This window comes from Streptosporangium canum (assembly GCF_900113865.1).
GTDB classification, from domain to species: Bacteria; Actinomycetota; Actinomycetes; order Streptosporangiales; family Streptosporangiaceae; genus Streptosporangium; species Streptosporangium canum.
Window position 1 is genome coordinate 24,403 of the sequence record NZ_FOQY01000048.1, and the last position, 24,386, is coordinate 48,788.

Genomic DNA, 24,386 nt, shown 5'->3' on the forward strand with positions numbered 1-24,386 from the left:
TACCGCCGTCAGCCGATCAGTTTGGCGAGCTCCGGGTCGACGGCGTCGGCGACCGTGATCTTCCGGTCGATGAGGCCGCCGGCGTGGAAGAGGTCGGCGGCGCGCTGCTGCTCGGCGACGAACTCCTCGGTGACCGGGTGCAGCCCGAAGGGTCGCTTGCGCAGGGCGTTCTCCCAGTGGTCGACGTCGCCGCCGTCGTCGGCCGCGAACAGCTCGGCCGCCTCGCGGTAGTTCTCCTGGATCCAGGCGTCGGACTCCTGGAGGGCGGCGACGATCGCGGCGAGCTGCTCGGGCTGACTCTCGGCGAAGTCACGCCGGGTGAACCAGAGCGAGCGGTGGCTGAACAGCCCGTCGGTGGCGACCAGCTCGCGGACGGACGTCTGCTCCTCCACCTTGCTGAGCGACGGGTAGGAGCCGACCCACGCGTCCACCTCGCCGTTGAGGAGCAGCGCCCCCGCGTCGGTGCCGGCGTCGACGGGCACGATGTCCTGCCAGCCCAGGCCCACCTTGTCGAGGGCGAACAGCAGCAGCGTGGTCTGCCAGGAGCCGTGCCCGAGCGCGACCCTCTTGCCCTTCAGGTCCTCAAGAGAGGTGATCGGCGAGTCCTCCAGCACGACCAGCCTGCCGTTCTCGTGCCGGGAGCCGGAGACCGCGACGTAGACGACGTCGTGCCCCTTGCCCTGGGCGGTGACCGGCGGCGTGGAGCCGGTGCCGATGAAGTCGTAGCCGCCGTCGAACAGGTGGTCGCCGTGGAGCGAGGGCAGCCCGTCGGTCGGCGCGGGCCTGTCACCGGCCGGGAGGGTGCGCAGGTCCACCCACTCCACGTCGGGGATCGCGCGCTCCAGGATGCCGCGGTGGCGCAGCACCCAGAGGGAGTTGTTGTGGGGGAAATATCCGACTCGAACGCTCATGATGGGGTTCCTTCCAACAGTGGGGAATCAATACGGAGGTCGTGGCCGCGCAGCAGCGGCAGCACGTTCTCGCCGACCCGGTAGGCCTCTTCCAGATGGGGCACGCCCGCGAGGATGAAGGCTCCGACGCCGAGGTTGATCAGCTCGTCCAGCCGCTCGGCGACCTGCCCGTAGCTGCCGACCAGGCCGAACGCCGGCCCGCCGCGCAGCAGGTGGAAGCCGCCCCACACGTTGGGCGTGACCTCCAGGTCGCGGTAGCCGTTGACGGCCCCGGTGACGAACGACTGGCTGCGCTGCCAGCCGATGGAGTCGCCCGTGGCGCCGCGGAGCACGGTGGGATCGATGTTGTCCCAGCCCCGGCGGATCTCGTCCCAGGCCTCCTCCTCGGTCTCCCGGGCGAGCACGTCGATGCGGACGGCGAACTTGGGTGTGCGGTCGCTGTTGGCCCTGACCTGGTCGAACTTCTCGGTCAGCGCGTGGAACGGCTCCAGCCAGGACAGGTAGTAGTCCGCGTGCCGCCCGGCCGCGTCGATGGCGGCCCTGGAGGAGCCGGAGAAGTAGATCTCCGGGAACGGCTGCCCCGCCAGCCCCTCCGGCAGCCCCGCGCCCTCGACCTTGTAGAAGCGCCCGTCGAAGTCGAACGGCCCGCCGTTCCAGACGCCCCTGAGCACGTCGAGGAACTCCGAGGTGCGCGCGTAGCGGTCGTCGTGCTCGACCTTGTCGCCCCACCAGAGCTGGTCGGGCCCGCCGCCGCCGGAGATGATGTTGTAGACGAGCCGCCCGCCGGTGGCCCGCTGCAGGCTGGCCGACATGCGCGCGGCCTGCACCGGGTGGAGGAACCCCGGCTGAAAAGCGATCATGAACCGGTAGGTCGTGGTCTCCCTGGCCAGGGTCGCCGCCGTCGCCCACGGGTCGTCGGTGTTGGGGAAGGAGGGCAGCAGCCCCCCGACGAACCCGGAGATCTCCGAGGCCCGCGCGACGTCCCCCATGTGCTCGACGTAGCTGTAGTCGTCACGCTCGCCGTCGCGGACGCCGGGAGCCAGGCTGCCCGGCACCACCGGCGCCCACTCCCCCCGGCTGACGACCCTCCTGCGGAGCGACGGCTGGTCGCCGTGCGTCCCGACGCGCCAGTAGATGTCAACGGACACGGACGCCCTCCTTCGTCAGCAGCGGCAGCAGCCGCTCGCCCAGGCGGTAGGTCTCCTCGATGTACGGCGTGGCCTCAAGGAAGAAGACGCCGACACCCCGGTCGATGTAGTCCCGGATCCCCGCCGCGACGGTCTCGAACGACCCCACCAGCCCGTTCCGGAGGGAGGCGCCGGGGAGCGCCCCCGGAGAACCGGAGGGCCGGAAGCCCCGCCACAGCCGGGTCCGCGGGTCGGGATCCGGCAGGCTCTCCGCCGTCCGTCCGCCGCGCGTCCACAGGCGGCGGGCCGCCTCCCACGCCTCGTCGTCGTCGTCCCTGGCGAGGACCGGGAGCCGCAGGCCGTACGCGACCCCGGGCGGACTCGCGGCCTCGATGTCGTCCTCGGGATCGAAGACGTGCACGTCGGCGTGGCGGGCGGACAGTTCGAGGGCCTCCTTCGAGGTCCCCGACAGGTGGACCCTGGGGAAGGCCCGCCCGGCCAGCGGCGACTGGAACCCGCCCGCCAGCACCTGGTAGAACCGCCCCTCGTAGGTGTAGTCCTCCTCGGACCAGACCCCCTTGGCGACGGTGAGGAACTCCTCGGCCCGCGCGTAGCGGTCCGGTCCCTCCAGGAAGTCGCCCTGCGCCCGCGCCACCGCCGGGTCGAGGTCGACGGCGAGCCGCCAGTCGAGCCGGTCGCCCGAGAAGCGCTGCAGGGAGGCCGAGACCTTGGCCGCGTAGACGGGGGTGGCGATGCCGGGGTGGAACCCGGCCACCGTCCGGAGCCGGCGGCTCTGCCGGAGCAGCCCCGCCGCCACGACCAGGGACTCGTCCCCCTCGGGATCGAAGGGGGCCAGCGCCCCGTGGAAGCCCGCGATCTCCGCGGCCCTGCCGACCTGGGCCAGATGGTCGAACGGGCCGAAGGCCTGCCGGAGGTCGGTGACGGAGTCCGGAAAGGCCGGCCGCGCGCCGCGCCCGCCGTCCGCCCGGCCCGGCAGCGTGATCAGGAACCTGGCCATCAGACCGCCGCCCCGTCCCGTTCCGGAACCGCGGCCGAGGACCCGTGGCCGCGCTCGCCCGGGAGCCCGGCCGGCGCCTCTCCCGGGAGGTGGGCGGGCTCGTCTCCCGGGGGGTACGCGGGCTCGCCGGACTGCCGCGCCAGCCGTTCACGGGCCTCGGCCAGCGGCTCGTGCGCCGCCCAGCCGTCGACGTCGACGTCCGCCGCGAGGAAGCCGTGCACCAGGAGGAAGTCCTTCTGGACCTTCAGCAGGTCCAGCCGTTCCGGCGACAGGTCCGGGTGGAGGCCCCGGTGGAAGTCGCCCCGGTAGGCGGTGGCCACGCCCCGGGCGCCGGAGCGGGTCTCCGCCTCCAGGAAGCCCCGCACCGCCTCCATGTTGCCCGCCGCCCAGTCGGCCGCGCGCAGGGTCTGCGTCAGGAAGCTCACCACCAGGTCCGGGTGGTCGGCGAGGAGGTCCTCGTGCACGGTGATCGGCCGTGGGGTGCCGTTGTTGACGCGGGTACGGGGGTCCGGATGCGCGTCCAGGTCCACCGCGACCACGGCGCCGATCTCCCTGGCCTGCTCGGCCGAGTGCGCGCCCTTCACGTAGACCGCGTCGACCTCGCCGGCCGCCAGCTCCCTGAGCCCCGGCCAGGACCCGGCCCGACCGGCCCCGTCCCGCCCGACGTCGGACGCCGGCTGCTCCACCTCGACGAACGTCACGTCGTCGAAGGTGAGCCCGGCCGCCGACAGCGCCCCCTTGACCCCGTGCAGGGCCATCGCGCGGGGGAAGCTCCGCGCCCGGGTCTCCGCCCAGCCCGGCAGCGCGATCCGCGCGCCGCGCAGCCCCGCCGCGCCGGTGATGCCCGACTCCGGGCGGACCAGGATGGACTGCCACTCCTCGATCCAGGTCAGCCCGATCAGCCGGGTCTTCGCCCCTTCCGAACGCGCGGCCAGCGCGGGAACGTTCCCGCCCTCGCGGAACAGCCCGAGGAGCCGGTGGTCGAAGTGGTGCTCGGCCAGCTCCGGGCCGGCGTCCTGCAGGACCCCGACCTCGCCGAACTCCTCATTGAGCCAGCCCAGGTGGTAGGCCAGGCCGCTGGCGGTGGGCACCGGGCAGCGGGTGAACCAGATCTTGTCGATCGTTGACACGTGACTCCTCTGTACTTCGGGTCGGTGCTTCGGGTTGGTGCTTCGGTGCTTCGGGAGCGTCTCGGTGCTCGGGAACGCTTCGATGAATCGGTGAATCGGTACTTCGGTGAATCGGTGCTTCAGTGCGAGGCGGCGGCGACGCCGAGGTGGGACAGGAACAGGCGCCGGTGGGCGATGAAGGCGGGATCGTTGCGGTCGCGGGGATGCGGCAGGTCGATCGGCTGCTCCACGGCGAAGAAGCCCTCCCGCAGGACCGCGACCCGGTCGGCCAGCCGTACGGCCTCGTCCACGTCGTGCGTGACCAGCACGACGGCGGGCCGGTGCCGCTCGCACAGCTCGGCGACCAGCTCCTGCATCTGCAGCCGGGTCAGCGCGTCGAGCGCGGCGAACGGCTCGTCGAGCAGGAGCAGTTCCGGGTCCCGGACCAGTGCCCTGGCCAGGGCGACCCGCTGAGCCTCCCCGCCGGAGAGTGTGGCCGGCCACGCTCCGCCGTACCCTTCGAGACCGACCTCGGCCAGCGCGCCGCGCCCCGCCTCGCGGGCCGAGCGGGGCAGTCCGAGGGTGACGTTGGCCAGCACCCTCCGGGCCTGGACCAGGCGGGGTTCCTGGTAGACGGTCGTACGGCGGCGCGGCGCCAGGACGGTCCCCTCGTCGGGCAGTTCGAGACCGGCGAGAATGCGCAGCAGGGTGGTCTTGCCGGTGCCGCTCGGCCCGAGCAGGACGAAGAACTCCCCGCGTCGGATCTCCAGGTCGATCCCGTCCAGGACGGTCTTGGGGCCGAACGCCTTGCGTAGTCCCCTGATGCTGACGGCACTGCTCGCAGGCGCGCTCATCGGGCCGCCACGTGCCCGCGCCACGGCATGGCCAGCCGCTCCACGCCCCGGATGGCCAGGTCGATCAGCAGGCCGAGCACCGCGTAGATCAGGATGCACAGGACCATGTAGTCACTGCGGTAGTACTGCTGGGCGAGGGTGACGAGGTAGCCGATCCCCTCGGTGGCGCCGATCTGCTCGGCGGCGATCAGGCCGGTGAGCGAGACCGACAGGCAGATGCGCAGGGCCATGAGGATGTTCGGCAGCGCGGTCGGGATGACGACCCCGAGGACCAGCCGGGGGCCGGTGAGCCCGAACCCCCGGGCGGCCTCGACGGTCTTGCGGTCCGCGCCGCGGACGCCGAGATAGGAGTAGGCGTACATCGGGCCGACCGCGGCGACCGCGATCAGCACCACCTTGAACGTCTCCTCGACGCCGAACCAGGAGATGAACAGCGGGACCAGCGCCAGGAACGGCACGGCCCGCTTCATCTGCATGGTCGGGTCGATCAGCTCCTCGCCGAGGGCCGACAGCCCCGCGACCACGCCGAGCAGCAGTCCTATGCCGCCACCGGCGAGGACGCCGAGCCCCGCCCGCCGGGCCGAGGCCAGCAGGTAGTCGCCGAGCTGCCCGGTGGCGACCAGCTCGCCCAGCGCGCCGAGGACGGCGCCGGGCCCGGCGAGGACGTCCGGGGAGATGGCCCCGCTGCCCGTGCCGTACCACCAGGCGGTGACCAGCAGCAGCGGGACCGCGCCCCTGACGGCGGTGGAGACGGCGGGGCGGCGGCGGGGCGAGCCCAGGTAGCGAGGCGGTTCGAGATCCCCGGGCGGCGTGGCGGCTGGGGACGTGGCGATCGGGGACGCGGTAGCCGATGACGTGATGGCCGGGGAGGTGGCGATCGGAGGTGCGGCGGCTGATGACGTGACAGCCGGGGACCCGGCGATCGGAGGTGCGGCGGCTGATGATGCGGCGGCTGGGGACGCGGCGGCCGGTCCTTCCGTTGGCGTGGGGGGAGCCTGGGCGACCCCTTCGAGCGTCATGCCGCCGGCTTCAGGTCGAAGATGACGTCGCCGGGGTTCACCGTGCCCGGCAGCACGCCGTACTTCTGGAAGATCCCGGCCACGTCGGTCACGAACGCGCCGTCGGCGGCGGTGGCGAAGCGCGGCACGGCGGCGTACCTGGCCTTGGCGACCTCCTCGGCCAGCCGCGGCCCGGAGACGGCGGTCGGTCCCTGGTCGAGGAAGACGTTCTGGAACCTCTCCGGGTTCTGCCTGGCCTCGGCGGTGAGCTCCCGCAGGACCTTGAGGTAGACGCGGACCACCTCGGGGTGTTCCTTCAGCAGTTCCACCCGGGCGGCCTGCATGTTGAGGTCCTTGTCCGGCAGGTCCCGGCCGTGCACGAGGACCCTCGCCCCCTTGGCCACCGCCTCCGGATAGGCCCGGACGATCGCCCACCAGGCGTCCACCTTGCCGGTGGCGAAGGCCGAGGCGCCCTGGTCGGGATTGAGGTATACCCGCTTGACCTGGTCGGCGGGGACTCCCGCCTCCTGCAGGGCCAGCAGCAGCAGATACTCCCCGCGCCCGCCCTTGTTGACCGCGACCTGCCTGCCGACCAGGTCCTTGACGCTCTTGACCGGGCTGTCGGGTCTGACGACGAGCCCGTCGGTCTGCGGCGCGGCCGGGTCGGTCACCGGGTCGGTGAAGGCGAAGATCTTGATGTCCTCGCTGTTGGCGAGGTAGCCGAGGACGGGCGAGATGGCCCCCTCCAGCACGTTGATCGACCCGGAGCGGACCGCGTCGATCGTGGCGGTGAACGAGGCGTACGATCCGCCCCACTCGACCTTCGCCCCGATCTCGGCCAGCCGTTTCTCGAGGATCCCCTCCTTCTTCGCCACCGCCAGCGGCCCCGCGTTCCCCGGATCCTTGATCTTGAGTACGGCTCCGCCGCCCCCGCTCTCCGCTCCCGCTGCCGCCGCTGCCGTCGTCTTGCCGGTGCCGGCGCCTCCGCAGGCGGCGGTGAGCGCCGCGACCGAGAGCGCCGCGACCGCGACCGCGACCGCGACGCGTGTCCGTCGACGAGATGTCCACATGATGATTGGCCCCTTACAGATCTGAGAACGGAGATGCGCGCACGCCCGGCGTGGTGACGCGGTGAGGGCGTGCGGAGGACGTCCGGGAGACATCCAGGTGATGTTCAGGACACATCCGAAAAACGTGTGCGGACGTGGGAAGACGTGCGGAAGCGGGGCGGAGGCTCAACGTGGAAGACGGAGCGCCCTTACGGACAGAGACTGCTGTCCAGGCGCATGAAGTCGACGACCCGGCGGAGGGTCAGGGGGACATACGGCATATTTCCTATATTTCAGGTAGGTTTAATCTAAGTCAAGTCCCGGTCCGCATGATGACACGCGGAGACGCCCTCCACGGACTCCCTCGGGGTGGCGACCACGGCGACCACCAGGCTCCGGGGCACCTTGGGGGCGCAACGGGCGTCGAGCCTGGAAGCGCCCCGGGATCGACGGCAATCGAGGACGGGAACATCCCGGGGGCGACAGCAGCCGAGCGGAGAAATACCGCATACGCACCAGAAGATGCCGTATTAGCCTGGACCGCAGCCCTCTCGTCATACCTCCCGAGGCCGCCACCGGAGCTTCCCGTTACCTGTTGGCAGCCGGCGGAGGCCCAAGGAGTTGATCATGCGCCGCCCCATCGATGACCTGCCGGAGTACCGCAGCCGGGTGAGAGGTTGCCTCCTGGGCGGCGCGCTCGGCGACGCGCTCGGCGCCCCCGTCGAGTTCGAATCGCTCGGCGGGATCCGCAGGCAGTACGGCTCCGCGGGCCTGACCGAGCCGGCCCCCGACCGGCGCGGCAGGGTCGGTCTGATCACCGATGACACCCAGATGACGCTGTTCACCGTGGAGGGGCTGATCCGCGGAGCGGACGTCACCGCCGTACGGCGGGCCTACCTGCGCTGGCTGGACACCCAGCAGCACTCCTCCCCGCCGGCCGCGGACGGCGGGGTCCGCACCGGCCGGCTCCGCGAGCAGAGGTGGCTCTACTCCCAGCGGGCCCCCGGCAACGCCTGCCTGTCAGGCCTGCGCCACAGAGAGGCCGCCGCTCCCGCGCCGTTCGGTGAGCCGGGACCGGTCAACCCCGGCTCCAAGGGCTGCGGAACGGTCATGCGCTCGGCCCCCTTCGGATTCCGCGCGCGGAGTGCCCGGCACGCGTTCGAGCTGGCCGCCGAGTGCGCCCAGGTCACCCACGGCCACCCCACCGGCTACCTCGCCGCGGGCGCCTTCGCCGCCATCGTCCACTTCCTGATGAACGACCTCGCCGCGGACGGCTCCGCGACGGACAGCGCGCCGCTCGCGCAGGCCGTACGGAGGGCGATGGACCTGCTGTCGGCCTATCCCTCCCATGAGGAGACCACCCGGGCGCTGCGCGCCGCCGTGTCACTCGCGGCGGAAGGCGCCCCGAGCCCGGAGAGGGTCGAGTCGCTCGGCGGGGCGTGGATCGCCGAGGAGGCGCTCGCGATCGCGGTCTACTGCGCCCTGGTCAACCCCGGACCCCATGACGTCCGGCAGGCATTGCTGCTCGCGGTCAACCACTCCGGTGACAGCGACTCCACCGGCGCCGTCTGCGGCAACCTCCTGGGCGCCCTCCACGGCGAGACCGCACTCCCCGGCGACTGGCTCGTCCATCTCGAAGGCCGTGACGCCATCACCGAACTCGCCGACGACTTCGCGGCCCAGTCCGCCGGCGGCCACGAGGCCACCGGCGACTGGCTCACGAAGTACCCCGGAGCCTGAATCGCGGCACACCGGACGTGATCGACATCACCGGACCGTCATCGTGACGGGGCAGGAAGGCCGGGAACGAGGGCGGGTCGGCTGCTTCAGAAGGGCCACTCCGCGTCGCGGCCGGCTTCGAGGAGCGGGATCATCCGGAAGGCCGCGTCGGTCAGGCCGCCGAAGGTGTGCCGGTTCTCCTCCCCCGAGGGGCTCGCGCCGTGCTCGTACCCGCCGAAGTTCCACATGTACAGCGGCACGTCCCGCGGGATCAGGTCGTTGATCCGCATCTCCGGTCCGCCTCCGTAACCGGCGCCGTTGGAGGGCAGCCAGCCGGGACGGGTCTGCTCGTCGGTGACGATGACAACCCGGTCGTGACCACGGAAATGGCGCTTGACCGCCGAGGGGATGTCGGTCCCGTCCAGCCGGCCGAACCGGTCCAGGATCTTCAACAGCGACTCACCACCCCGGAACTTCACACGCGTGTTCCTGATCCCGAACTGCACCAGATCGGCCTGTTCGGCGCGGAGCGCGATCGCCGTACCGAAAACCGCTGCGGCGTCCGCCCACGGCATCGTGGAGTGGGCGCTGAACTTCTGCGTCCACATCGACGGCGACCGGTCGATCAGCACCAGCGTGCGACCGCCGAGTGCGGGCACACCGGCCAGCGAGTGCGCCAGGGCCCGCTCCAGCGGATAGGCCCAGCGCAGCGAGGACGCGGCGCGGTGAGCCGCCAGGAACCGGAAGGGGAACTGGCGGGAGCGGGCGACCTGAGCGGGGTCTGCCAGCCCGGCGGCGATATGCGCGGCCACCTTGTCGGAGATGCCTGCCTCGTCGAAGTTGCGCAGGTTGCGCAACCGCGCCATGTAGCCCATCGAGCCGAGGACGGCCTTCCAGGCGGCGGCGTCCATCGGGCCCTGCAGCCAGCCCGCCAGCGACTCCCAGGTCATCCCGGCGGCCCTGAGCCGCTCCGGGTCGGCGAGCACGGCTCGCCGCCGTTCGACCGGCAGGGCCATCAGCTCGGCACGGGCGGCCAGCACGCCGAGGGCGTGGGGGATCTGCTCGTCACGGCGGTGCCTGCGGTCCAGGGCGTGCTTGAACAGCTCGCCCTGCCAGGGAAGCGCGGGGTCGGGGGTGGGGTGGACGAGGTCGATGACGTCGCCGAACCGCCAGCCGCGCGAGTCGGTGTCGTACTTGAGCAGGCTTCGCTCGCTGTAGAGGCGCACCACCGCGTCGGCCACGCCACGCTTGACCGGCTTCGGGATCGAACGGCCGTAGCGGGAGGTCCAGTAGGCCAGGGCCTCGCCGGGCTCGTCGGGACGCTGCAGCACGCTGTCGACCAGCCGGCGGCCGAGCCCTTCGACGCCCGCGTCCCGACGCGCCTTGACGGCCTCCAGCGCGGCGACGATCGGGGCCGAGCGCATGTCGGCCTCGCGGCGCAGCCACGGGAGGAACCGGGCCAGCCACTCGCCGTCCTGGACGGCGAGCCGGTGGACCAGGTCACGGAAGCGCTGGTCGCGCTCGGTCTTGCCCTCGTAGAAGGTGTCCTCGCCGACCATGTTCGAGACCGCCAGCAGGAACAGCTCGCTCCTGGCGTCCCGGGCATGGCCCGGAGCGCCCTCGAAGGTCCGGCCGGAGGCGACGGACTCGGATTTGACCGGGCTGAAGGTCGCGGGACGGGTCGACGGCTTGTTGAACTTGGACATGTGAGGGGGTTCCTTCCGCACCGGAAGGAACCCCCTTCAGAGGCCGTGCCCGAGATCAAAGTCGGTGACGGTACGGTAGGCGCTCTAACCCCTGAGCTACACCGGCTCGTACCGGTGGCGGGACTCGAACCCGCGACAACCCCATCAGAAGTGGAAGTAACCGTTACCTGCGCACCGGGCACGCTCTGAAGTTGTGTCCCTCCCGAGGTCAAGACGGCTGCGGTCTGCGGGGCTCGAACCCGCGCGCCCGAGGGCGTTTACCAAGAAGTAACCGCTGCCTTCGCACCGGGAGGTGCGTTCACGACATTACGGGTGATCACCTCGGCCCGCACCCCGTTTTCCAGCCGCACCGGCGTCATCACGCCCGGCACCGAACGGTACGGCGTGTGCGTCGACGTTCGACGACCACCGTGGAGTCACCGTGCGACGCGAGGGTGCCGGAGGGCTGCCGGGTGGTGATGGACGGCTGCCTGCCGGTGACGGTCATGGGTCGGTCCGCTTGCGGTGGACGACGACCTCGTCCCCGCGCCCCGGATACGCCATGATCAACAGCCGCTGCCCGGCGTGCTTCTCGCCCTTCCACGGGAGCCAGGCGTAGTGGACGCGGATCCGGTAGTGGCCTTTGCCCCGGACGGCGAGGTCGGGGAGTTCGGGGCCGCCCATCGCGTCTCTGAGCTTGATCTCGCCGGTCGGGCTGTGATAGCCGACCTCGACGACGTGGTGCCACCCCTTGGTCTCCACGGGCGGGCGACGCCTGTAGGTCTCGGTCGTGACACAGACCCTGGGGTCGGCATAGATGCTGATCATCAGGTGGCCGGGGAGCGCGGCCACCAGCCCGTTCTTCTCCAGGAGCTCGTCCAGGCCGTCCTCGAAGGGGTCGTTGTAACCGTCCTCCTCGTACGCCTCCAGGACGCCGTAGTCGGTCCACAGGGGTTGCCTGCGCACCGACGCCGACTCCGGCCTGATCAGGGGGCGGTGGCGAGGCGCCGCGTCGCACTTGCGCTGCTCCTCCGCCTCCCGTTCCGCGATCTCGCGGTCCTCCTCGTCGATCGCCGCCTTGACGATCGCGGCGGCGCGCGGGCAGATCTCGGCGAGGGTGTGGGTCAGCCCGCGCACGTCGACACCACTGGCCTCGCGGACGCGGGCGATCTCTCGCGGGTCGTTCCGCGTGTAGACGCCGCACAGCCGGTGGCCGTACGCCACCAGCGCCAGGTCGGGCACGCTCTGACTGAACGGCGACCCGTCGGACCCGCGCACCTCGCACACGAAGGCCATCTCCCCGCTCATCGGGCGGGACTCGACGTGCCGGCCGTACTCCCCGACCGTGGACCGGGCCCGCTCGCAGTCGCTCCGCGAGGTGAACGGGCCGCGCGCGTGGTCCGCCGCCGGGAGGAGGGAGAGCAGCACGACCGCGGCGACCGGCAGCGGCCACCGCCCGAGCCGGGCCCTGGCCGGGGCCGGCCCCTCCCGGCGTGGTACGGCTCCCGCGTGCGGGCCCGCGAGATCGTGGGCGGAGCGGGCCAGCCACACCAGCATGAGGACGGATCGTGCCCCGAAGAGGACGAAGGTCACGGTGATGACGGGGCCGCCGAAGCCACCGGAGAGACCGAGCGCCAGTGGCATGACGAGAAACGCCAGCACCATGCTCGCGGCCCCCGACCACACGGTGACCCTGCCCCACCGGCCGTCCCGCGCCTGGGCCACGAGGATCAGGGCCATCCAGAGCGACCAGAGCCACCCGCTCAGCCCGAGGAGGTCGAAGATCTGCTCGACGGCACGGACGTCGAGCTCGTCGAGCACCTCCTCGCCGATCGAGCCCACCACGCCGAGCGTCCCGGCCGCGAGCGCGACGAATCTCAGCGCCCGGGGGGTGCCGTCCAGCACCCGGTGGAACAGCACCACGAGGGCGAGTCGCCCGACATCCCGGGCGACGTCCACCCACCAGGGCGACGGGAGGAAGAAAGCCACGTAGAAGGTCAGCTGGACGGCCAGGTAGGCGTAGAGCACCCTCCGCAGCCGGCGGACGTGTCTGTCCGGAGCGACGTCCTGGCCGGCCGCCCGCCCGCGGAGGATCTGCCACAGGGCCCAGCCCTGCATCCCTCCGAGCAGGACCAGGGACAGCACGTACCACCCCGGTTCCATAGGCCGCCACCGCCGGTGGACCACGAGCCGCCAGACGACCTCGCCGTCGCCGCTCACCGCCCCGATGACGACGACCGCGACGAGATAGCCACCTGCGAAAAGCGCGGCAGGCCATCCGAAGCGATAGCGGCCGGGACGATGGGGGCGCACGTGGACTTCCCTGGGGGGTGAGAAGAATGATCAGGTCTGGACGATGAGAAAAGGATCAAGCCGGCAAAGCGCCCAACCCTGATGGGCCGTTTCCGGGAAGTCGATCAACGATCCGTCACGGCGCTCTCAAGTGTCGAGCTGGCGGGTGATCGACGGGTCGGTGATGGCCGTGTCGTCGGCGAGCAGGAACGCCTTGGACAGGATGACCGACAGCATGCCGCCGTCCTCCTCGAAGGGCAGGAAGACGGACGCGGCGGCGCGGTCGCGTCCGGGGACGATGCACAGGTAGGCGTCGTTGGGCTCCATCAGGATGTTGCCCGACCCCAGGTGGATCTTGTAAGTCCGCCGGTCTCCGCGCACCCGCAGGAACCGGTCGGTCAGCTCCGCCCGGTCGGCGATCCTCAACCGGGGCAGGAGCCGGGTGAGCGCGTCGCGCCGGGTCCGGGCGGTCTCGGTGAGCTCGCCGAACCCGTAGGAGCGCCAGTAGTCCTCGTGCCCGCCGGCGGCCTGCTGATCGAGCCCGACCGAGGTGACACCGACGGCCAGGTCGGCGTCGCGGAGCACCTCCGACAGCACCAGCGGCGGCACCTCGTCCAGCGGAACACCCTCACGGTAGGCGTAGTCGTAGCGGTCGGCGGCCTCCTGACCGTCCCGGTAGAAATGGATCTGCTCGCTGGCACAGAAGGACGCGGTCCCCCACCCGTCGGCTTCCGCGTCGCCCGTTATGTGCATGCCCCAGTGGGCCCGCCAACCGGACAGCTCCTTGACCGCCTCGCCCTGGTCGCCGCCGCACTCGTAGTCCCAGTGGCCGATCGACAGGCCGGTCCAGCCGCGCTGGTTCAGCAGCGCTTTGGCCTGGCCGTAGCGGAGCGCATGCCCGGCGAACCGGTTGGAATAGGTGCGGGTCTGCTCCTCTGCCGGGGTCAGCAGGTAGACCTCACGAAAGGCCTGCTTGTACGGCTGACGCACCCCGTGCTCCAGGAGATGGTCGCGCCAGGTCCGCACGTCCTCGGCCGTCTCCCGGATCGGGTGCCACAGCCGGATCGGGGCGTCGGGGTCCGGCTGGATCCTGCGGCCCTGCGGATCGGTGAGTTCCCAGCCAAGGTCGGTTCTGACGGGGAGCCCGGCTGGGCCCTGAAGGGCCTGCCAGATCAGATTCCGGGCGTACAGACCGGTGACCGGGTGGTCGAGGAAGAACTCCGTCACCTGCCGCCAACGCCAGGTCCGTTCCTCGATCAGCGCCCGCTCCAGCCGGAACCGCTCGGCCGGAAGCACCTGCTTGAGCTCCTTCAACATGGTCTTGAGCACGGCCAGTGCGGGGTCCTGGCGGATCGCCTGCGGCACCGACTTGACGGTCTTCCCCGCGGCGTTGACGTAGCGGAGCGCGGGACCGTCGGCGCAGAGCCGTACGCGACAGTCGCCGATCTTCTCCTCCCGCACCCCGTCCGGGCCGAGCCCGAAGGCCGGCACGGTACGGTCCAGCAGCTGCTCGCGGCTCAGCTCCGCCTGGACGGCCACCGCGTCCAGCGTGCGCGCCACGTTGGCCAGCACGGACTTCTTGCGGACCTTGACCTGGACCCTGGCCAGTGACGCGACGGTGTCCAGCCCGCCCCGGCGGGCCAGGACGTTCACGGCGGCGTTGGCGAGCATCTCGCTGCGGCAGTTGGCTCCCGACCCGCCAATCCCCGTCCCACAGGTCAGGGCGAGGTCGCCGAGGAGCTGGGTCACCCATGGCTCGTCGATCAGCTCGCACGTCCACACCATGCCGCGCACTGGTACGGCGGTGCGTTCGTGCAGGAAGACGGTCTCCGTCCACTCGTAGCCCTCGTCGGAGCGGTGATCGACCCTCTTCTCCCGATGGGCCGCGACCAGGGCGAGGATCTCGCGGACCAGGCCCGCGGCCTCGGAAGTCAGGAGCGCCCGGGCGGTCTTGAGCCATTTCCCGCTGGGTTTGGAGGACCTGGCGGTGTTCCAGTGGCGCAGCAGCGGCAGGATCTCGGGGGCGGCCAGGCGCGGGCCGTACTCCTCGGCCAGCAGGAGGGCGATGCCGTCGCAGTCCCAGATCACGTTCCGCACCACGCCTGCCGGGCCGTTCTCGGCGGGTTCGGTCAGCACGTCCTCCAACTGGTGGTGGAGCGCGTCCCAGACCGGCCGGTGGTATCGGCGGAACCAGCCCGGCGTCCACTCCAGGATGCGGCGGCGGTCCGCGTAGCCTATTCGGCGGACCGCGGCGAGCGGGATCCGGTACAGCTCCGGATAGTTGGTGTGCACCCAGGTCATCAGTGAATGGGCGGCCGACCAGAGGAAGTTGACATCCCCGGCCGTCCACGGGATGTCGGCTTCGGCGACGGACCGGGTCACACGCAGCACTCGCTCGTCGTAGTCGTGACCCCCCTCCATTCCCAGGCTGAGCCGCAACTGCGCCCAGCGGCCGAACATCCGCAGGTCGGCCTTCTCTCCGGGGAGCTCCTGCCCCGCGGCGAAGGCCGCGTCGAAACCAGCGAGGACAGCACGGGCCGATGCGTCCATATGACGGATGACATGGTCGTGAGCGCGCGGGAAATCGTCGATGACGCCCATGCTCAGCCGCCGACCAGCGGGACGAGCTTGATGAACGACACGACCGGGTCGACGGTCAGGTCGATCACCTCGGACAGGTCGTCGATCTGACGCTCCCCGACGAGCAGCAGGAACCCGTTGCGCTGGAACGCCCGCTCGGCGGCGTCCGCCTGCTTCTCCCAGTCGATCCGCCGTCCCGCGCCCATCCGGTAGCCGTTCAGCTCCACCTCGGCGTCCACCGGCCGGACCAGGCCGTTGAACCGGGGAGCGGGAGCGGCGTTGTAGCGGGCGACCTCCTCGCGGACCCGGAGCCGGACAAGCTCCCGCGCCGAGATGTTCTCCGGCAGGTCGGGGAGCGTGAACTCCTCTATCGGCTTTCCCGTCGCGGTCTCGTCCCGGAAGGTGACCGTTGCCATCTCTCACAGCTCCACACGTCATCGGAATCGTTGTGGTGATCATCAGTACCAGCCGGATCCGACAGAAGCCGGCGTCCTTATCCCGGCACCGCCTCCGGCAGGGCCCTGCCCCTTGCTGAGGACAGCCCCGGCGTTTTCCGAGGACAGCCCAGGCGTTCAGGTAAACGTGAATGCCGGGGCCGCCTGCTTCCCACCGTGAATGCCGGGGCCGCCTGCTTCCCACGGAGTGCTCCCCGCGCATTTCCATTCGTGCGGTTTTCCTGGAAGATGAATGGCCTATGAGATCGATGCATAAATCAAACGCGCACACGGCCGGATCACTGCTCGCCCTGGCTTTTCTCACCGGCGGGGCTCTGGCCGGATGCGGCAGCGAGCCACCGCGGGAAGACGTCTCCGTGGCCGCAGTCGCTTCAGCGATCTCCGCGACTCCGGCCCTCCCCATGCCGGGCATCTCAAGCGGAGCGCCCGTCGCTCCGAAGATCGAGGAGCCACCGGTGGACGCCATTCCTCGCATCTCCAGTAGCGAGCGGATCCCCATGCCACTGGATCCGTACATCATCTCCATGAAGGATCTCAGGACCATCGACATCGCCCGGGACATCAGGGCGGCCGTCTGCATGAAGTCCCTCGGCTTCACGGAGTGGACCGCCGGCACGGTACGCACCTGGGATCCGGAGAATGACAAGGAATACGATTACCTGGAGTACATCGACCCGGTAGCCGCCGCGAACTCGGGCTATCCGCGCACACAGCCCGACCCGAAACTCCTCTCACCGAAAACCCCTGCCGGCGACAAACGTCGGCCCACCGGGGAGGAAAGGGCTGCGTTCAACGGAAGCGCCTCGCAGACCTCTACCGGTCGCGCCGTCCCGGAGGGCGGATGCTCCAAGGAGGGCGCGCGCGGGATCCGCGACGAGGCCATCGAGCTCCCGGTCGACGCGCGCGCCCTCGCCGTGAACTCACGGATCTCCGCCCGGCAGGACAGCCGGGTGACGGCGGCGCTCGCCGCCTGGCGGTCCTGCATGGAGAAGAGCGGTCTGCGGTACCCCGATCCGGTCATCCCCCGGCAGAACCCCGAGTGGGCCTCACGCAAGGCGGACGCCCCGGCCGGCGCCGAGGAGAAACGGGTGGCCGGCACCGACGCGACGTGCCAGCGGGAGGTCAACCTCGTCGGCGTCTACAAGACCGTGCGCGCCGCCTACGAGGAACGCCTGGTGGCGGCGGACAGGGAGAAACTGGCCGCGGCCCGGCCGATCATGGAGGCCTGGGTCAAAAACGCCGAGGCCGTCATCGCCGCCGCCGGGTAGTGCGGTGGCCCGGCCTGCTCCCAGCAATATCGGATAAGTATGCATTATTCACTCCTTAATACGCCCATTAGGTAGCTAGAGTGAAATAACTAAAAATGGGGCGAGGGGAATGGTGGAGCCGATGCCGTCGGGAACGGGGCCTGTGTCGCCGGACTTCACCGGGATCGACCCCGACCTGATGCGGGGCTTCGTCACCGCCCTGGAACGCGGCCGCGACGTGATCGGCGAGCAGTCCGAGAGAATCCGCCTGCTGCTCGCCACGGCCGAGGTGTCGACCCTGGGACTGCGGCCGATCCAGGAGATCGAGGGCTGGATCGACGACGCGCTCCCGGGACTGCGTAAGCGCAACGAGACCATCCAGGCGAGCGACGATCTGGTGCCGTGGCTGCCCGGCTCCGGGATGGTCGGCTACGACGAGGGCAAACACGCCTCCCCCGCCGAGGCCCAGCGACAGGGCACGGCCCTGGGTAGGCGTTTCCTCGCCATCGAGCCGGTGGACACGCCCTGGTTCGGACGCCCCTCCTCCGACGACTACCGGCGGATCGTCAAAGAACTGGCCGCTCACAAGAACGACGCCGCCTTCACCGCCGCCTTCTTCGCCGCCCTCGGCACCGAACGCACCATCGGGCTCCCCGTACTCCTGCGGAAGAACCTGGACTCCTCACGTCCCCAAGCACCCGCCGCCCCCATCCGTCCCGACGACGAGGTGCTCCGTGCGGTCAGCCAGGCCTTCGGCACGGCGGTCACCGCGGGATCGCGTGTCCCGGGCTTCGCCAAGATCAAGGACGCGATACGGAACGCGGGCCCCAAGGCGGGCCCGCTGCTGAGCGGAGGGAAGTTCCCCGCCGAGTGGCTGACGGACGTGGTGCTGAAACAAGGGCTGGCCGATCCCAAGAAGATCGGCCCGGGCTTCCTCTACGCCCTGGGCAACAACCCGGCCGCCGCGCGACAGGCGATCGCGGCGATAACCGGGCCGTACGCCAAGGACCAGTCGAAGCTGAAGACGTTCCTGAAGAACTTCAACGATTACGCGGGCGGCAAGCACATCAGCGGGGACGACAAGAAGGACGCCTTCGGGCGCATGCTGGCTGCGGCCTCCGGTGCCTACGACGAGGAGGACGGCAAGCACAGCCAGGAGTCCGCCGCGTTCGCGTTCACCGTGATGACGACGATGGACGATCTCAAACTCGGCAAGGAGGTCCGCGTCCACCTGGCGGAGATCGCCGGCGCGTACACCACCGAGATCACCGAAGGCGCCAACATCGGCGACGCGAACATGACAGAGGACAGCGCACTGAAGCCCTCGACCTCGGCGTTCGGCATGAAGTCGGCGTTCACCCTGAGCCCGGAGGACACCTACCGCTTCCTCAAGCTCTTCGCCGACTCGGCCGAGAACCTCGCCCCGTTCGACGAGGGGATGGGACGCTTCTCCGAGAAACTGATCGCCGACGCGTCGGCGACGACCCGGCGGACCGGGGACGTCGAACGCCTGGACAAGGTGTTCACGGCCCTGGGCAACGTGCGCGGCTTCGAGCTGGCCGCCGTCACGAAGGTCCAGGGCAACCTGGACATGATCGACAAGCAGCGGGACGACCTGGTGGCGTTCCTCCGCGACACGGCCATCGGAGCGACGAGCACGATACCGGGGCAAGCCCTGAGCATGAGCCTCGGCTGGCTGGCGCTGAGCACCTCGCTCTCCGCCAAAGGCGCCTTCGGCGGGGACGACGAGACCCGGGTGGACCGGGCCGACAAGGAGGACGACCTCGCGACGCTCAGCCGTCAGCACACATACGCACAGGTGCTCATGGCCAACGGCTTCGCCCCGAAGGTGACCCCCGCCGAGTTCCAGGCCACCTGCCCACCCGGCGTGGCCGTCGCCGACGCACAGGGCAACCTCAGACCGTTCTCCGAACTGATCAAGCAGGGGAACAAGGGGCTTGAGGCGTTCGAGAAGTGGACCATCGCCAATGGCATGGGGGGCAAGGACGAACTCTCCCTGGGGGATCTGTCCAGCGCCATGGCAGACCGATTCGAGAGCCGCAACAAGCGAGGGAGGGAACGAGGTCTGGCCTTCGACAGTTAACTCAGGACTTCGGAAGGCACTCGGTCTCGCCCCGGACCCCGTACTGCCCGTTTCCCGGCGACTCCAGGATGATCACCGTCTTGTATTTATCGCTGGCGAGCCGGATAGGGGCATTTCCTCGGTCTTCGGCAATCCGATAAGAAGCCACCCGAGAGAGCGCCCCAAGCAGGAGGTCATTGAGATTGTCCGGTCCACGTTGCTCCGCTGAATCCCTGCCGACAGCCGCGAAGGTCCTCTTGGCCTTGCCCTCACCACAGGGAATATCGCGTCCCCCTGAATCGGTGATTCGGACATCCAAAGCATGGCGCTCTTTCATCAACTCGGTGATATGCGACTTGAGCGTCTCCCCCGCCTCCGCCGCCGTGGGACCGCTATCCCCACACCCGGACATCACCAGCAACACCACCGCACACCCCATGACGCCGCGCCGTACAGAACATGCCATGAATTCCTCCAGGGCTGGCTGATGTGCCGTAGATCCAATAATGTCCAATGAAAGCGCCGTTGTATCCGCATCCGTAGAGGAGATATATGAATCCTCGTCCGGAGGACCTGGTGCCCAACCCGCGGCGTCAGGTGTTGGAACAGACGTTGGCGGAGGTCAGGGCGCGGGTCGCCATCCTGGAGGCGGCGCTCGACTCCGCCCACGGCCAGTTCACCGGCCAGTCGGTGTGGGTGGGGCCGACGGCCCGGCGGTTCGCCGAAGACCTCACCGCCCGCCGCGTACGGCTCCGCCAGGCGGCCAAGGCCCTCGTCGACGCGCTCGAAGAGGAGCTCCGCTCCGTCCCGGCGAAGGTCCCGCCTTCCGCCGCACGACCCTGACCCATCAGAAAGGGGCAGATATGGCATTCGAGAGCTGGCAATGGATCAACGAGCCTGGTGAGTGGGCCGCGGTGGGAGAGGGGGTGCGGGTCGTGGCGGGCGCTCAGACCGACCTGTGGCAGAAGACGCACTACGGATACTCTTTCGACACCGGCCACATGTTCGGCCGCCTGGTCTCCGGGGACACTCGGGTGACCGCGACCTTCGACGCCGACTACGCCGAGCAGTACGACCAGGCGGGAGCCGTACTGCGGATCGACGAGGAGAACTGGATCAAGGCGGGCACCGAGTTCGTCGACGGCGCCCTGCAGCTCAGCGTGGTGGTGACGCGCGGTTTCTCCGACTGGTCGGTGGTCCCCGCGCCGGGCACGCCCACGTCCGTGACCATCGATCTGGAACGCGCCGGGGACGCCGTGACAGTCCGCTACGGCTTCGACGGCGCGGAACCGGCGCACATGCTGCGGCTGGCCTATTTCCCGCCGGAGGTGCCCGCCCTCGCCGGGGCGATGTGCGCCGCCCCCGTGGGCAAGGGCTTCGAGACCCGCTTCAGCCGTCTGTCCGCCACCTGACGCACCTGCCGGGCCTTCCCGCGTCTCATGTCATCGGCGAGCGGGGCCGGCATGTGCACGGTCGGCTCGCGTAAGGGTCCTGGGATGAAAGGCTGGATAAAGGCACCGCGGACTCGCCGAGGGTCAGCGACGCGGGAGGACCAGTTCGGCGTAGACGGCCCGGTGGTCGGTGTCCGGAAGCCGGTGCACGCCGAACGATCGGACGCCCGCGCGCCGGTCGGCCAGGATGTGGTCGATCGTCACGGTGGGGATGCCGAAGCCGTTGAACTGCCGCGACCGGAACGGCCACGTGGTCGTGAGGCCGTCGCCCGTCGCGCCGGCGGCGTCCCGGTAGCCCGCACCCAGCAGGTCGCGGATCCGGGCGTGGTCAAGGGTGGCGTTGAAGTCCCCGGCCAGCACCTGTACGGCACCGCCCGGCCGGGGCAGCGCCGCCAGGCCGTCCGCCCAGCACGGGTACCCCGTCTCGTCACTCGGGGCGCAGGGATGCACGGACACGACGCCGACGGGTCCCGCCCCCGGCACCTCCACAGTGGCCACCGTCTGGCCGAATCCGTACTCGATGGCCTGCCCCGGCGTGATCGCGTGCCGGGCGTAGACACCCGATCCACGCGGCCCCTCCAGCGCGAGTTCCGCCTTGTACGGCAGGAGCGTCGCCAGCCCCGCCTGCCGGAGCCCTTCGGCGGCCGATGGCGTCAGCTCCTGGAGGGCGAGGACGTCGGGGCGGAGCCTCCGCACGAGATCGACGAGAGCCGACGGAGGGACTCCCCCGACCTCCAGGTTGGCGGAGAGGATCCGTAACGCCGGACCCGAGGATGTCGTCCGGCCGCCGTCCGGCAGCGCACGCGGGACGACGCACGCCGCCAGCGTCGCGGTCACCGCCAGGCTCGCGGCCAGCGCGGCCCACCGTCTCGACGCCAGCGCGACGAGCGGGGCGACGACCGAGGCGAGGGCCACGTAGGGCGTGAACGCCACGAGCTGCACCCACCGGAAGTGCACGTCGGCGGGGATCAGCCGGAGCACCGCCCACACCGCGAACGGTGACACCACCAGCCAGGCGAGCACGCTCACCCAACGCCGCCTCCGGCCCCGCGGGACCACGGCCGACTCGGCACTCACCGGTGAGACCGTCGTCACCGTGGTGATCTCCTCGTCATGCATGATCCAATCCTGCGGTACGGAGGACGGCTGCGACGGCCGATCGGACAACCCACAACGCCGTTTCGTATATCCACGGAATGAAGGACACAGCAGGCCTTTTGAACACCATCGAGGCAGAGCCGACATCAAGCAAGCGGAAGGATTAGTTCAGATCCGGCCGGTATTCGGGCGGAACGGCGACCCATCGATGAAGCACGGTTCTCACCGCGCTTGAGGAGCTGTTGTCCAACAACAGCGTTGGACATGTGCGACGACCTAACTATTATGAGTAGTGTGCGGTTGGGTACGAACCGCGAAGTGCGGCCGGGCTTCCCGCCGCATGACGGGCGCCCGGCCGTCGCGTTTCAGTCGCATCCTCCGGGCCTGTCGATTCTCACCCGCGTCAGCGCCGCCCCCATCGCCTCCGCGTAGGCGGAAGTACGGCCCAGCACCTGACCCGCCACCGCTCCCACAACGATGTCCGCCCCACGCTTGAGGACTACGTCAGATCCGGCCGACGCTTGGGCCTGGAGGCGTTCTTAGTCGGTGAGTCCCATGTAGGCGAACAGGTTTTCCTCGATCAACAAGACGACCTGAGCCGGCAGCTGTCCCAGGTAATCGCCGAGCTCTTCCTTGAGGAAAGGCTGGGCGCAGACCGTCCGTATCCAGCACTTGCTCGGCAGGTTGCCGACTCCCTGAGCGAGCTTGACGCAGTATTCGGTCTTGAGCGTGGTGGCGGTCGACGTGGGGACGACGTATACCAGGGGCCAGGAGGTCTGCTCGTTCTTCGCGTCACCGCTGAGAACGATCACTGGCCGTTTCGGGTGGAAGTTGCGCTGGTCATTGGGGGGCATCGTCAGCGACCGATCGGACACCAGATAGACGCCACCCTTGCGGATGGATCCCTTCACCGATCATCCAGGATCTTCGCGTTGGCTCGTCGCAGACCGTCTCTGGCCTCCAGGAACTCCGTTACGAGCGCGTCACCGACCCCTGGGTCGTCCTGCTGCGGAGGCCTGGCTCCACGCCGCGATCGGAACCGCTCCCGGAGCACCGCCACCTGTTCGCGGCGACGCGCCCGGTTGAGATCGAGCAGCGCTCCCCGCTCGCCACCCGCCCGAGCCTCGACCATCGGAGCAGTCTCATAGGAGAGATCCTTCAGGCCGGTCGCGCTCCTGCCTCCGTACAGACGGACCACGTTCCGCACGCACTCCATGTCGGCCACGTTGAGCGGATCCTCGATGTCGACGGTCAGGGAGAGCGCATGCGAGCCATCCTCCGCGCTTCGCGTGTCGCGGCGCTCCACCAGCTCGCTCTCCATCACCCATTCCTCGGCCCGGACGAGCGCGTGGTCGTAGGGGCCGTAGTCGTCCCATCGCCAGGTGGCCCCGCTGAACTGCGTGCGCCCCGACTCAATGGCATCCAGGTCGGCGAGATAAAGAAGCCGCACCAGCTTCGCCTTGGTGATCTCGATGTGCGTTTCGCGGGCCGCCTTCAGCACCGCGAGCACGGCGCCCGCCAGGGGATTGGGCGATTCGAGAGGTCTGCTCATCACCGTGCCTCCCCAGATCCGTCCCAATGCCACCGTACTTCTCGTCAGTCGCTTCCAGCGGTGATCGTCTGCGGCCTGCCGTCAATGAGAACGACGTCGCATCGTGAAGTAATAATTACAGTGAGCTATGACATTGTCAGTCGATCGCAGCATCAGCCCCAGCGCGACCATCAGGCGGTCGGCTCATTGCTCAGGCGATCGGAGACTTGCCCATCGGACCCCCAATCGGGTCGTCCAAGGCGGTGATCAGGCGGGACCGGTGCCCGAGCCGGTGACAGACCGTCCCCGCGATCGAGACCCTGCCGCCCGGGCCACCCGATACCGCGACCACCGGCGTGATGCCGCGTCGCCCCCAGGTACGCGCTTTGGGTGGCCTCAGCAGCGTGCGGCCGCATTCGTCTTCGAAGCAGACCCACGCACCCAGGTCCGCCGCGGTCTTCCCACCGTCGGCCACACCTGCTCCTTCCACACCGCGACCACTCCCTCTTCCCTCACGCCACACACCACGAATTAAAGATCAGCAGTCTCGCCTCGTATCCCGTACTTTCCGCTGCTTGGTGATTCCAGAATGATCGCTGTTTTGTGTTCGTCGTTGGCCAACCAAATGGGAGCGTTTCCTCGATATTCGATAATTCGGCAGGAAACGACCGAGGAGAGCTTGCCCAGCAGATAGGCGTTAAGCCCATATCCGGACACCGCCGGCAACACCACCGCGCGCGCCATGACGCCGCGCCGCACAGAACCTGCCATGAATTCCTACAGGGCCGGCCGATATGCCGTAGATCCAATAATGTCCAATGAGGTGATCTCAGCGACTTCACGTTGAGTAGCCGTGTTCGAAATGGGTGAGGACGAGCGCGGCTTTAATGATGTCGCCGATTCTGCTGGGGCTGGCGGTGATGCGCTGGAGGGTGCGCCAGCGTTGCGTGAGTAGGGCGAAGCCTCGTTCCCCCAAACAGCGCAAGGCGCGCAGGAGCGCGTTGCGGGCGCGGGTGTCGACGTCGAGAGGCCGGCCGTCGGCCGGTTGTTTGACCGGGGTGAGAATGCCGATGCCGGCGCCGTCGTAGCCGGAATCGGCCAGGGTGGGCAGCCCGTCGGCGGCGGCTTTGTACAGCGCCCCGAGGACGTGGGTGCGGGCGGCGGTCAGATCATGGACCG

22 protein-coding genes, 1 tRNA gene and 1 pseudogene are annotated in these 24,386 nt (G+C 69.7%); 5 read left to right on the forward strand and 19 right to left on the reverse strand.

Annotated features, from left to right (window positions below; genetic code table 11):
• Positions 1-8: 8 nt before the first annotated feature.
• The 7 genes from BM085_RS39130 to BM085_RS39160 form a co-directional block, all read right to left on the reverse strand.
• Positions 9-911: an aliphatic sulfonate ABC transporter substrate-binding protein gene (locus tag BM085_RS39130; protein WP_093891817.1), complete on the reverse strand. Its 903-nt coding sequence runs from the start codon at positions 909-911 to the stop codon at positions 9-11.
• The gene (locus tag BM085_RS39135) at positions 908-2,059 is read right to left on the reverse strand and encodes an LLM class flavin-dependent oxidoreductase (protein WP_093891818.1); all 1,152 of its coding nucleotides are present in this window, start codon (positions 2,057-2,059) and stop codon (positions 908-910) included. Before BM085_RS39135 ends, BM085_RS39130 begins: the two co-directional genes overlap by 4 nt.
• On the reverse strand, positions 2,049-3,056 hold the full coding sequence (locus BM085_RS39140; protein ID WP_093891819.1) for an LLM class flavin-dependent oxidoreductase: 1,008 nt from the start codon (positions 3,054-3,056) through the stop codon (positions 2,049-2,051). The genes BM085_RS39135 and BM085_RS39140 overlap by 11 nt, the downstream gene beginning before the upstream one ends.
• Positions 3,056-4,186: an ABC transporter substrate-binding protein gene (locus BM085_RS39145; RefSeq protein WP_093891820.1), complete on the reverse strand. Its 1,131-nt coding sequence runs from the start codon at positions 4,184-4,186 to the stop codon at positions 3,056-3,058. The genes BM085_RS39140 and BM085_RS39145 overlap by 1 nt, the downstream gene beginning before the upstream one ends.
• Before the next feature lie 119 nt (positions 4,187-4,305).
• The gene (locus BM085_RS39150) at positions 4,306-5,019 is read right to left on the reverse strand and encodes an ABC transporter ATP-binding protein (protein WP_093891838.1); all 714 of its coding nucleotides are present in this window, start codon (positions 5,017-5,019) and stop codon (positions 4,306-4,308) included.
• Positions 5,016-6,038, reverse strand: a complete 1,023-nt coding sequence (locus BM085_RS39155) for an ABC transporter permease (protein ID WP_093891821.1) — start codon at positions 6,036-6,038, stop codon at positions 5,016-5,018. The genes BM085_RS39150 and BM085_RS39155 overlap by 4 nt, the downstream gene beginning before the upstream one ends.
• Positions 6,035-7,087 carry an ABC transporter substrate-binding protein gene (locus BM085_RS39160; protein WP_093891822.1) on the reverse strand — a complete coding sequence of 351 codons (1,053 nt, stop codon included), beginning with the start codon at positions 7,085-7,087 and terminating at the stop codon, positions 6,035-6,037. Before BM085_RS39160 ends, BM085_RS39155 begins: the two co-directional genes overlap by 4 nt.
• Before the next feature lie 606 nt (positions 7,088-7,693).
• Between BM085_RS39160 and BM085_RS39165 the strand changes: the two genes are divergently transcribed.
• Positions 7,694-8,806 (forward strand): ADP-ribosylglycohydrolase family protein, encoded by a 1,113-nt coding sequence (locus BM085_RS39165; RefSeq protein ID WP_093891823.1) that lies wholly within the window; start codon positions 7,694-7,696, stop codon positions 8,804-8,806.
• An 86-nt stretch (positions 8,807-8,892) separates the two neighbouring features.
• Here the strand turns inward: BM085_RS39165 and BM085_RS39170 are convergent, their stop codons facing one another.
• From BM085_RS39170 to BM085_RS39185, 5 genes are all read right to left on the reverse strand, one after another.
• Positions 8,893-10,491 carry a TROVE domain-containing protein gene (locus tag BM085_RS39170; protein WP_093891824.1) on the reverse strand — a complete coding sequence of 533 codons (1,599 nt, stop codon included), beginning with the start codon at positions 10,489-10,491 and terminating at the stop codon, positions 8,893-8,895.
• 109 nt (positions 10,492-10,600) lie between these two features.
• Positions 10,601-10,670 (reverse strand) — tRNA-OTHER (locus tag BM085_RS45015).
• A 304-nt stretch (positions 10,671-10,974) separates the two neighbouring features.
• Positions 10,975-12,783: a hypothetical protein gene (locus tag BM085_RS39175; RefSeq protein WP_093891825.1), complete on the reverse strand. Its 1,809-nt coding sequence runs from the start codon at positions 12,781-12,783 to the stop codon at positions 10,975-10,977.
• Positions 12,784-12,909: 126 nt separating this feature from the next.
• Entirely contained in the window at positions 12,910-15,312 is a 2,403-nt protein-coding gene (locus tag BM085_RS39180) for a DUF4132 domain-containing protein (protein ID WP_143121273.1), read from the reverse strand.
• Positions 15,313-15,365: 53 nt separating this feature from the next.
• Positions 15,366-15,758: a hypothetical protein gene (locus tag BM085_RS39185; protein WP_031166848.1), complete on the reverse strand. Its 393-nt coding sequence runs from the start codon at positions 15,756-15,758 to the stop codon at positions 15,366-15,368.
• A gap of 278 nt (positions 15,759-16,036) precedes the next feature.
• Here BM085_RS39185 and BM085_RS39190 point away from each other — a divergent pair, with 278 nt between their 5' ends.
• Together BM085_RS39190 and BM085_RS39195 are read left to right on the forward strand one after the other, a co-directional pair.
• Positions 16,037-17,065, forward strand: a complete 1,029-nt coding sequence (locus BM085_RS39190) for a hypothetical protein (protein ID WP_143121274.1) — start codon at positions 16,037-16,039, stop codon at positions 17,063-17,065.
• 121 nt (positions 17,066-17,186) lie between these two features.
• A complete protein-coding gene (locus tag BM085_RS39195; protein WP_143121275.1) occupies positions 17,187-19,148 on the forward strand; it encodes a DUF6571 family protein in 1,962 nt (653 codons plus the stop codon).
• A gap of 1 nt (position 19,149) precedes the next feature.
• On the opposite strand, the gene BM085_RS39200 is transcribed toward BM085_RS39195, so the two are convergent.
• Positions 19,150-19,554, reverse strand: coding sequence for a hypothetical protein (locus BM085_RS39200; protein ID WP_143121276.1), 405 nt, complete (start codon positions 19,552-19,554; stop codon positions 19,150-19,152).
• Positions 19,555-19,679: 125 nt separating this feature from the next.
• Here BM085_RS39200 and BM085_RS39205 point away from each other — a divergent pair, with 125 nt between their 5' ends.
• Together BM085_RS39205 and BM085_RS39210 are read left to right on the forward strand one after the other, a co-directional pair.
• A complete protein-coding gene (locus tag BM085_RS39205) occupies positions 19,680-19,970 on the forward strand; it encodes a hypothetical protein (RefSeq protein WP_093891830.1) in 291 nt (96 codons plus the stop codon).
• A gap of 20 nt (positions 19,971-19,990) precedes the next feature.
• Positions 19,991-20,539: a DUF1349 domain-containing protein gene (locus BM085_RS39210; protein ID WP_093891831.1), complete on the forward strand. Its 549-nt coding sequence runs from the start codon at positions 19,991-19,993 to the stop codon at positions 20,537-20,539.
• A 123-nt stretch (positions 20,540-20,662) separates the two neighbouring features.
• Here the strand turns inward: BM085_RS39210 and BM085_RS39215 are convergent, their stop codons facing one another.
• The 6 genes and pseudogenes from BM085_RS39215 to BM085_RS39235 all read right to left on the reverse strand — a co-directional run.
• The gene (locus BM085_RS39215; RefSeq protein ID WP_093891832.1) at positions 20,663-21,697 is read right to left on the reverse strand and encodes an endonuclease/exonuclease/phosphatase family protein; all 1,035 of its coding nucleotides are present in this window, start codon (positions 21,695-21,697) and stop codon (positions 20,663-20,665) included.
• Positions 21,698-22,215: 518 nt separating this feature from the next.
• Positions 22,216-22,587, reverse strand: coding sequence for a type II toxin-antitoxin system PemK/MazF family toxin (locus BM085_RS39220; protein ID WP_093891833.1), 372 nt, complete (start codon positions 22,585-22,587; stop codon positions 22,216-22,218).
• Complete coding sequence (locus BM085_RS39225) at positions 22,584-23,228, reverse strand: hypothetical protein (protein ID WP_093891834.1); 645 nt, start codon at positions 23,226-23,228, stop codon at positions 22,584-22,586. The genes BM085_RS39220 and BM085_RS39225 overlap by 4 nt, the downstream gene beginning before the upstream one ends.
• A gap of 244 nt (positions 23,229-23,472) precedes the next feature.
• Positions 23,473-23,720 (reverse strand): annotated as a pseudogene (locus tag BM085_RS47625) (IS630 family transposase); the annotation flags it as partial.
• Between the two features lie 18 nt (positions 23,721-23,738).
• Entirely contained in the window at positions 23,739-23,978 is a 240-nt protein-coding gene (locus BM085_RS43885; protein ID WP_143121277.1) for a hypothetical protein, read from the reverse strand.
• 67 nt (positions 23,979-24,045) lie between these two features.
• The coding region (locus tag BM085_RS39235) for a transposase family protein (RefSeq protein ID WP_143121278.1) at positions 24,046-24,386 on the reverse strand (341 nt) is incomplete at its 5' end.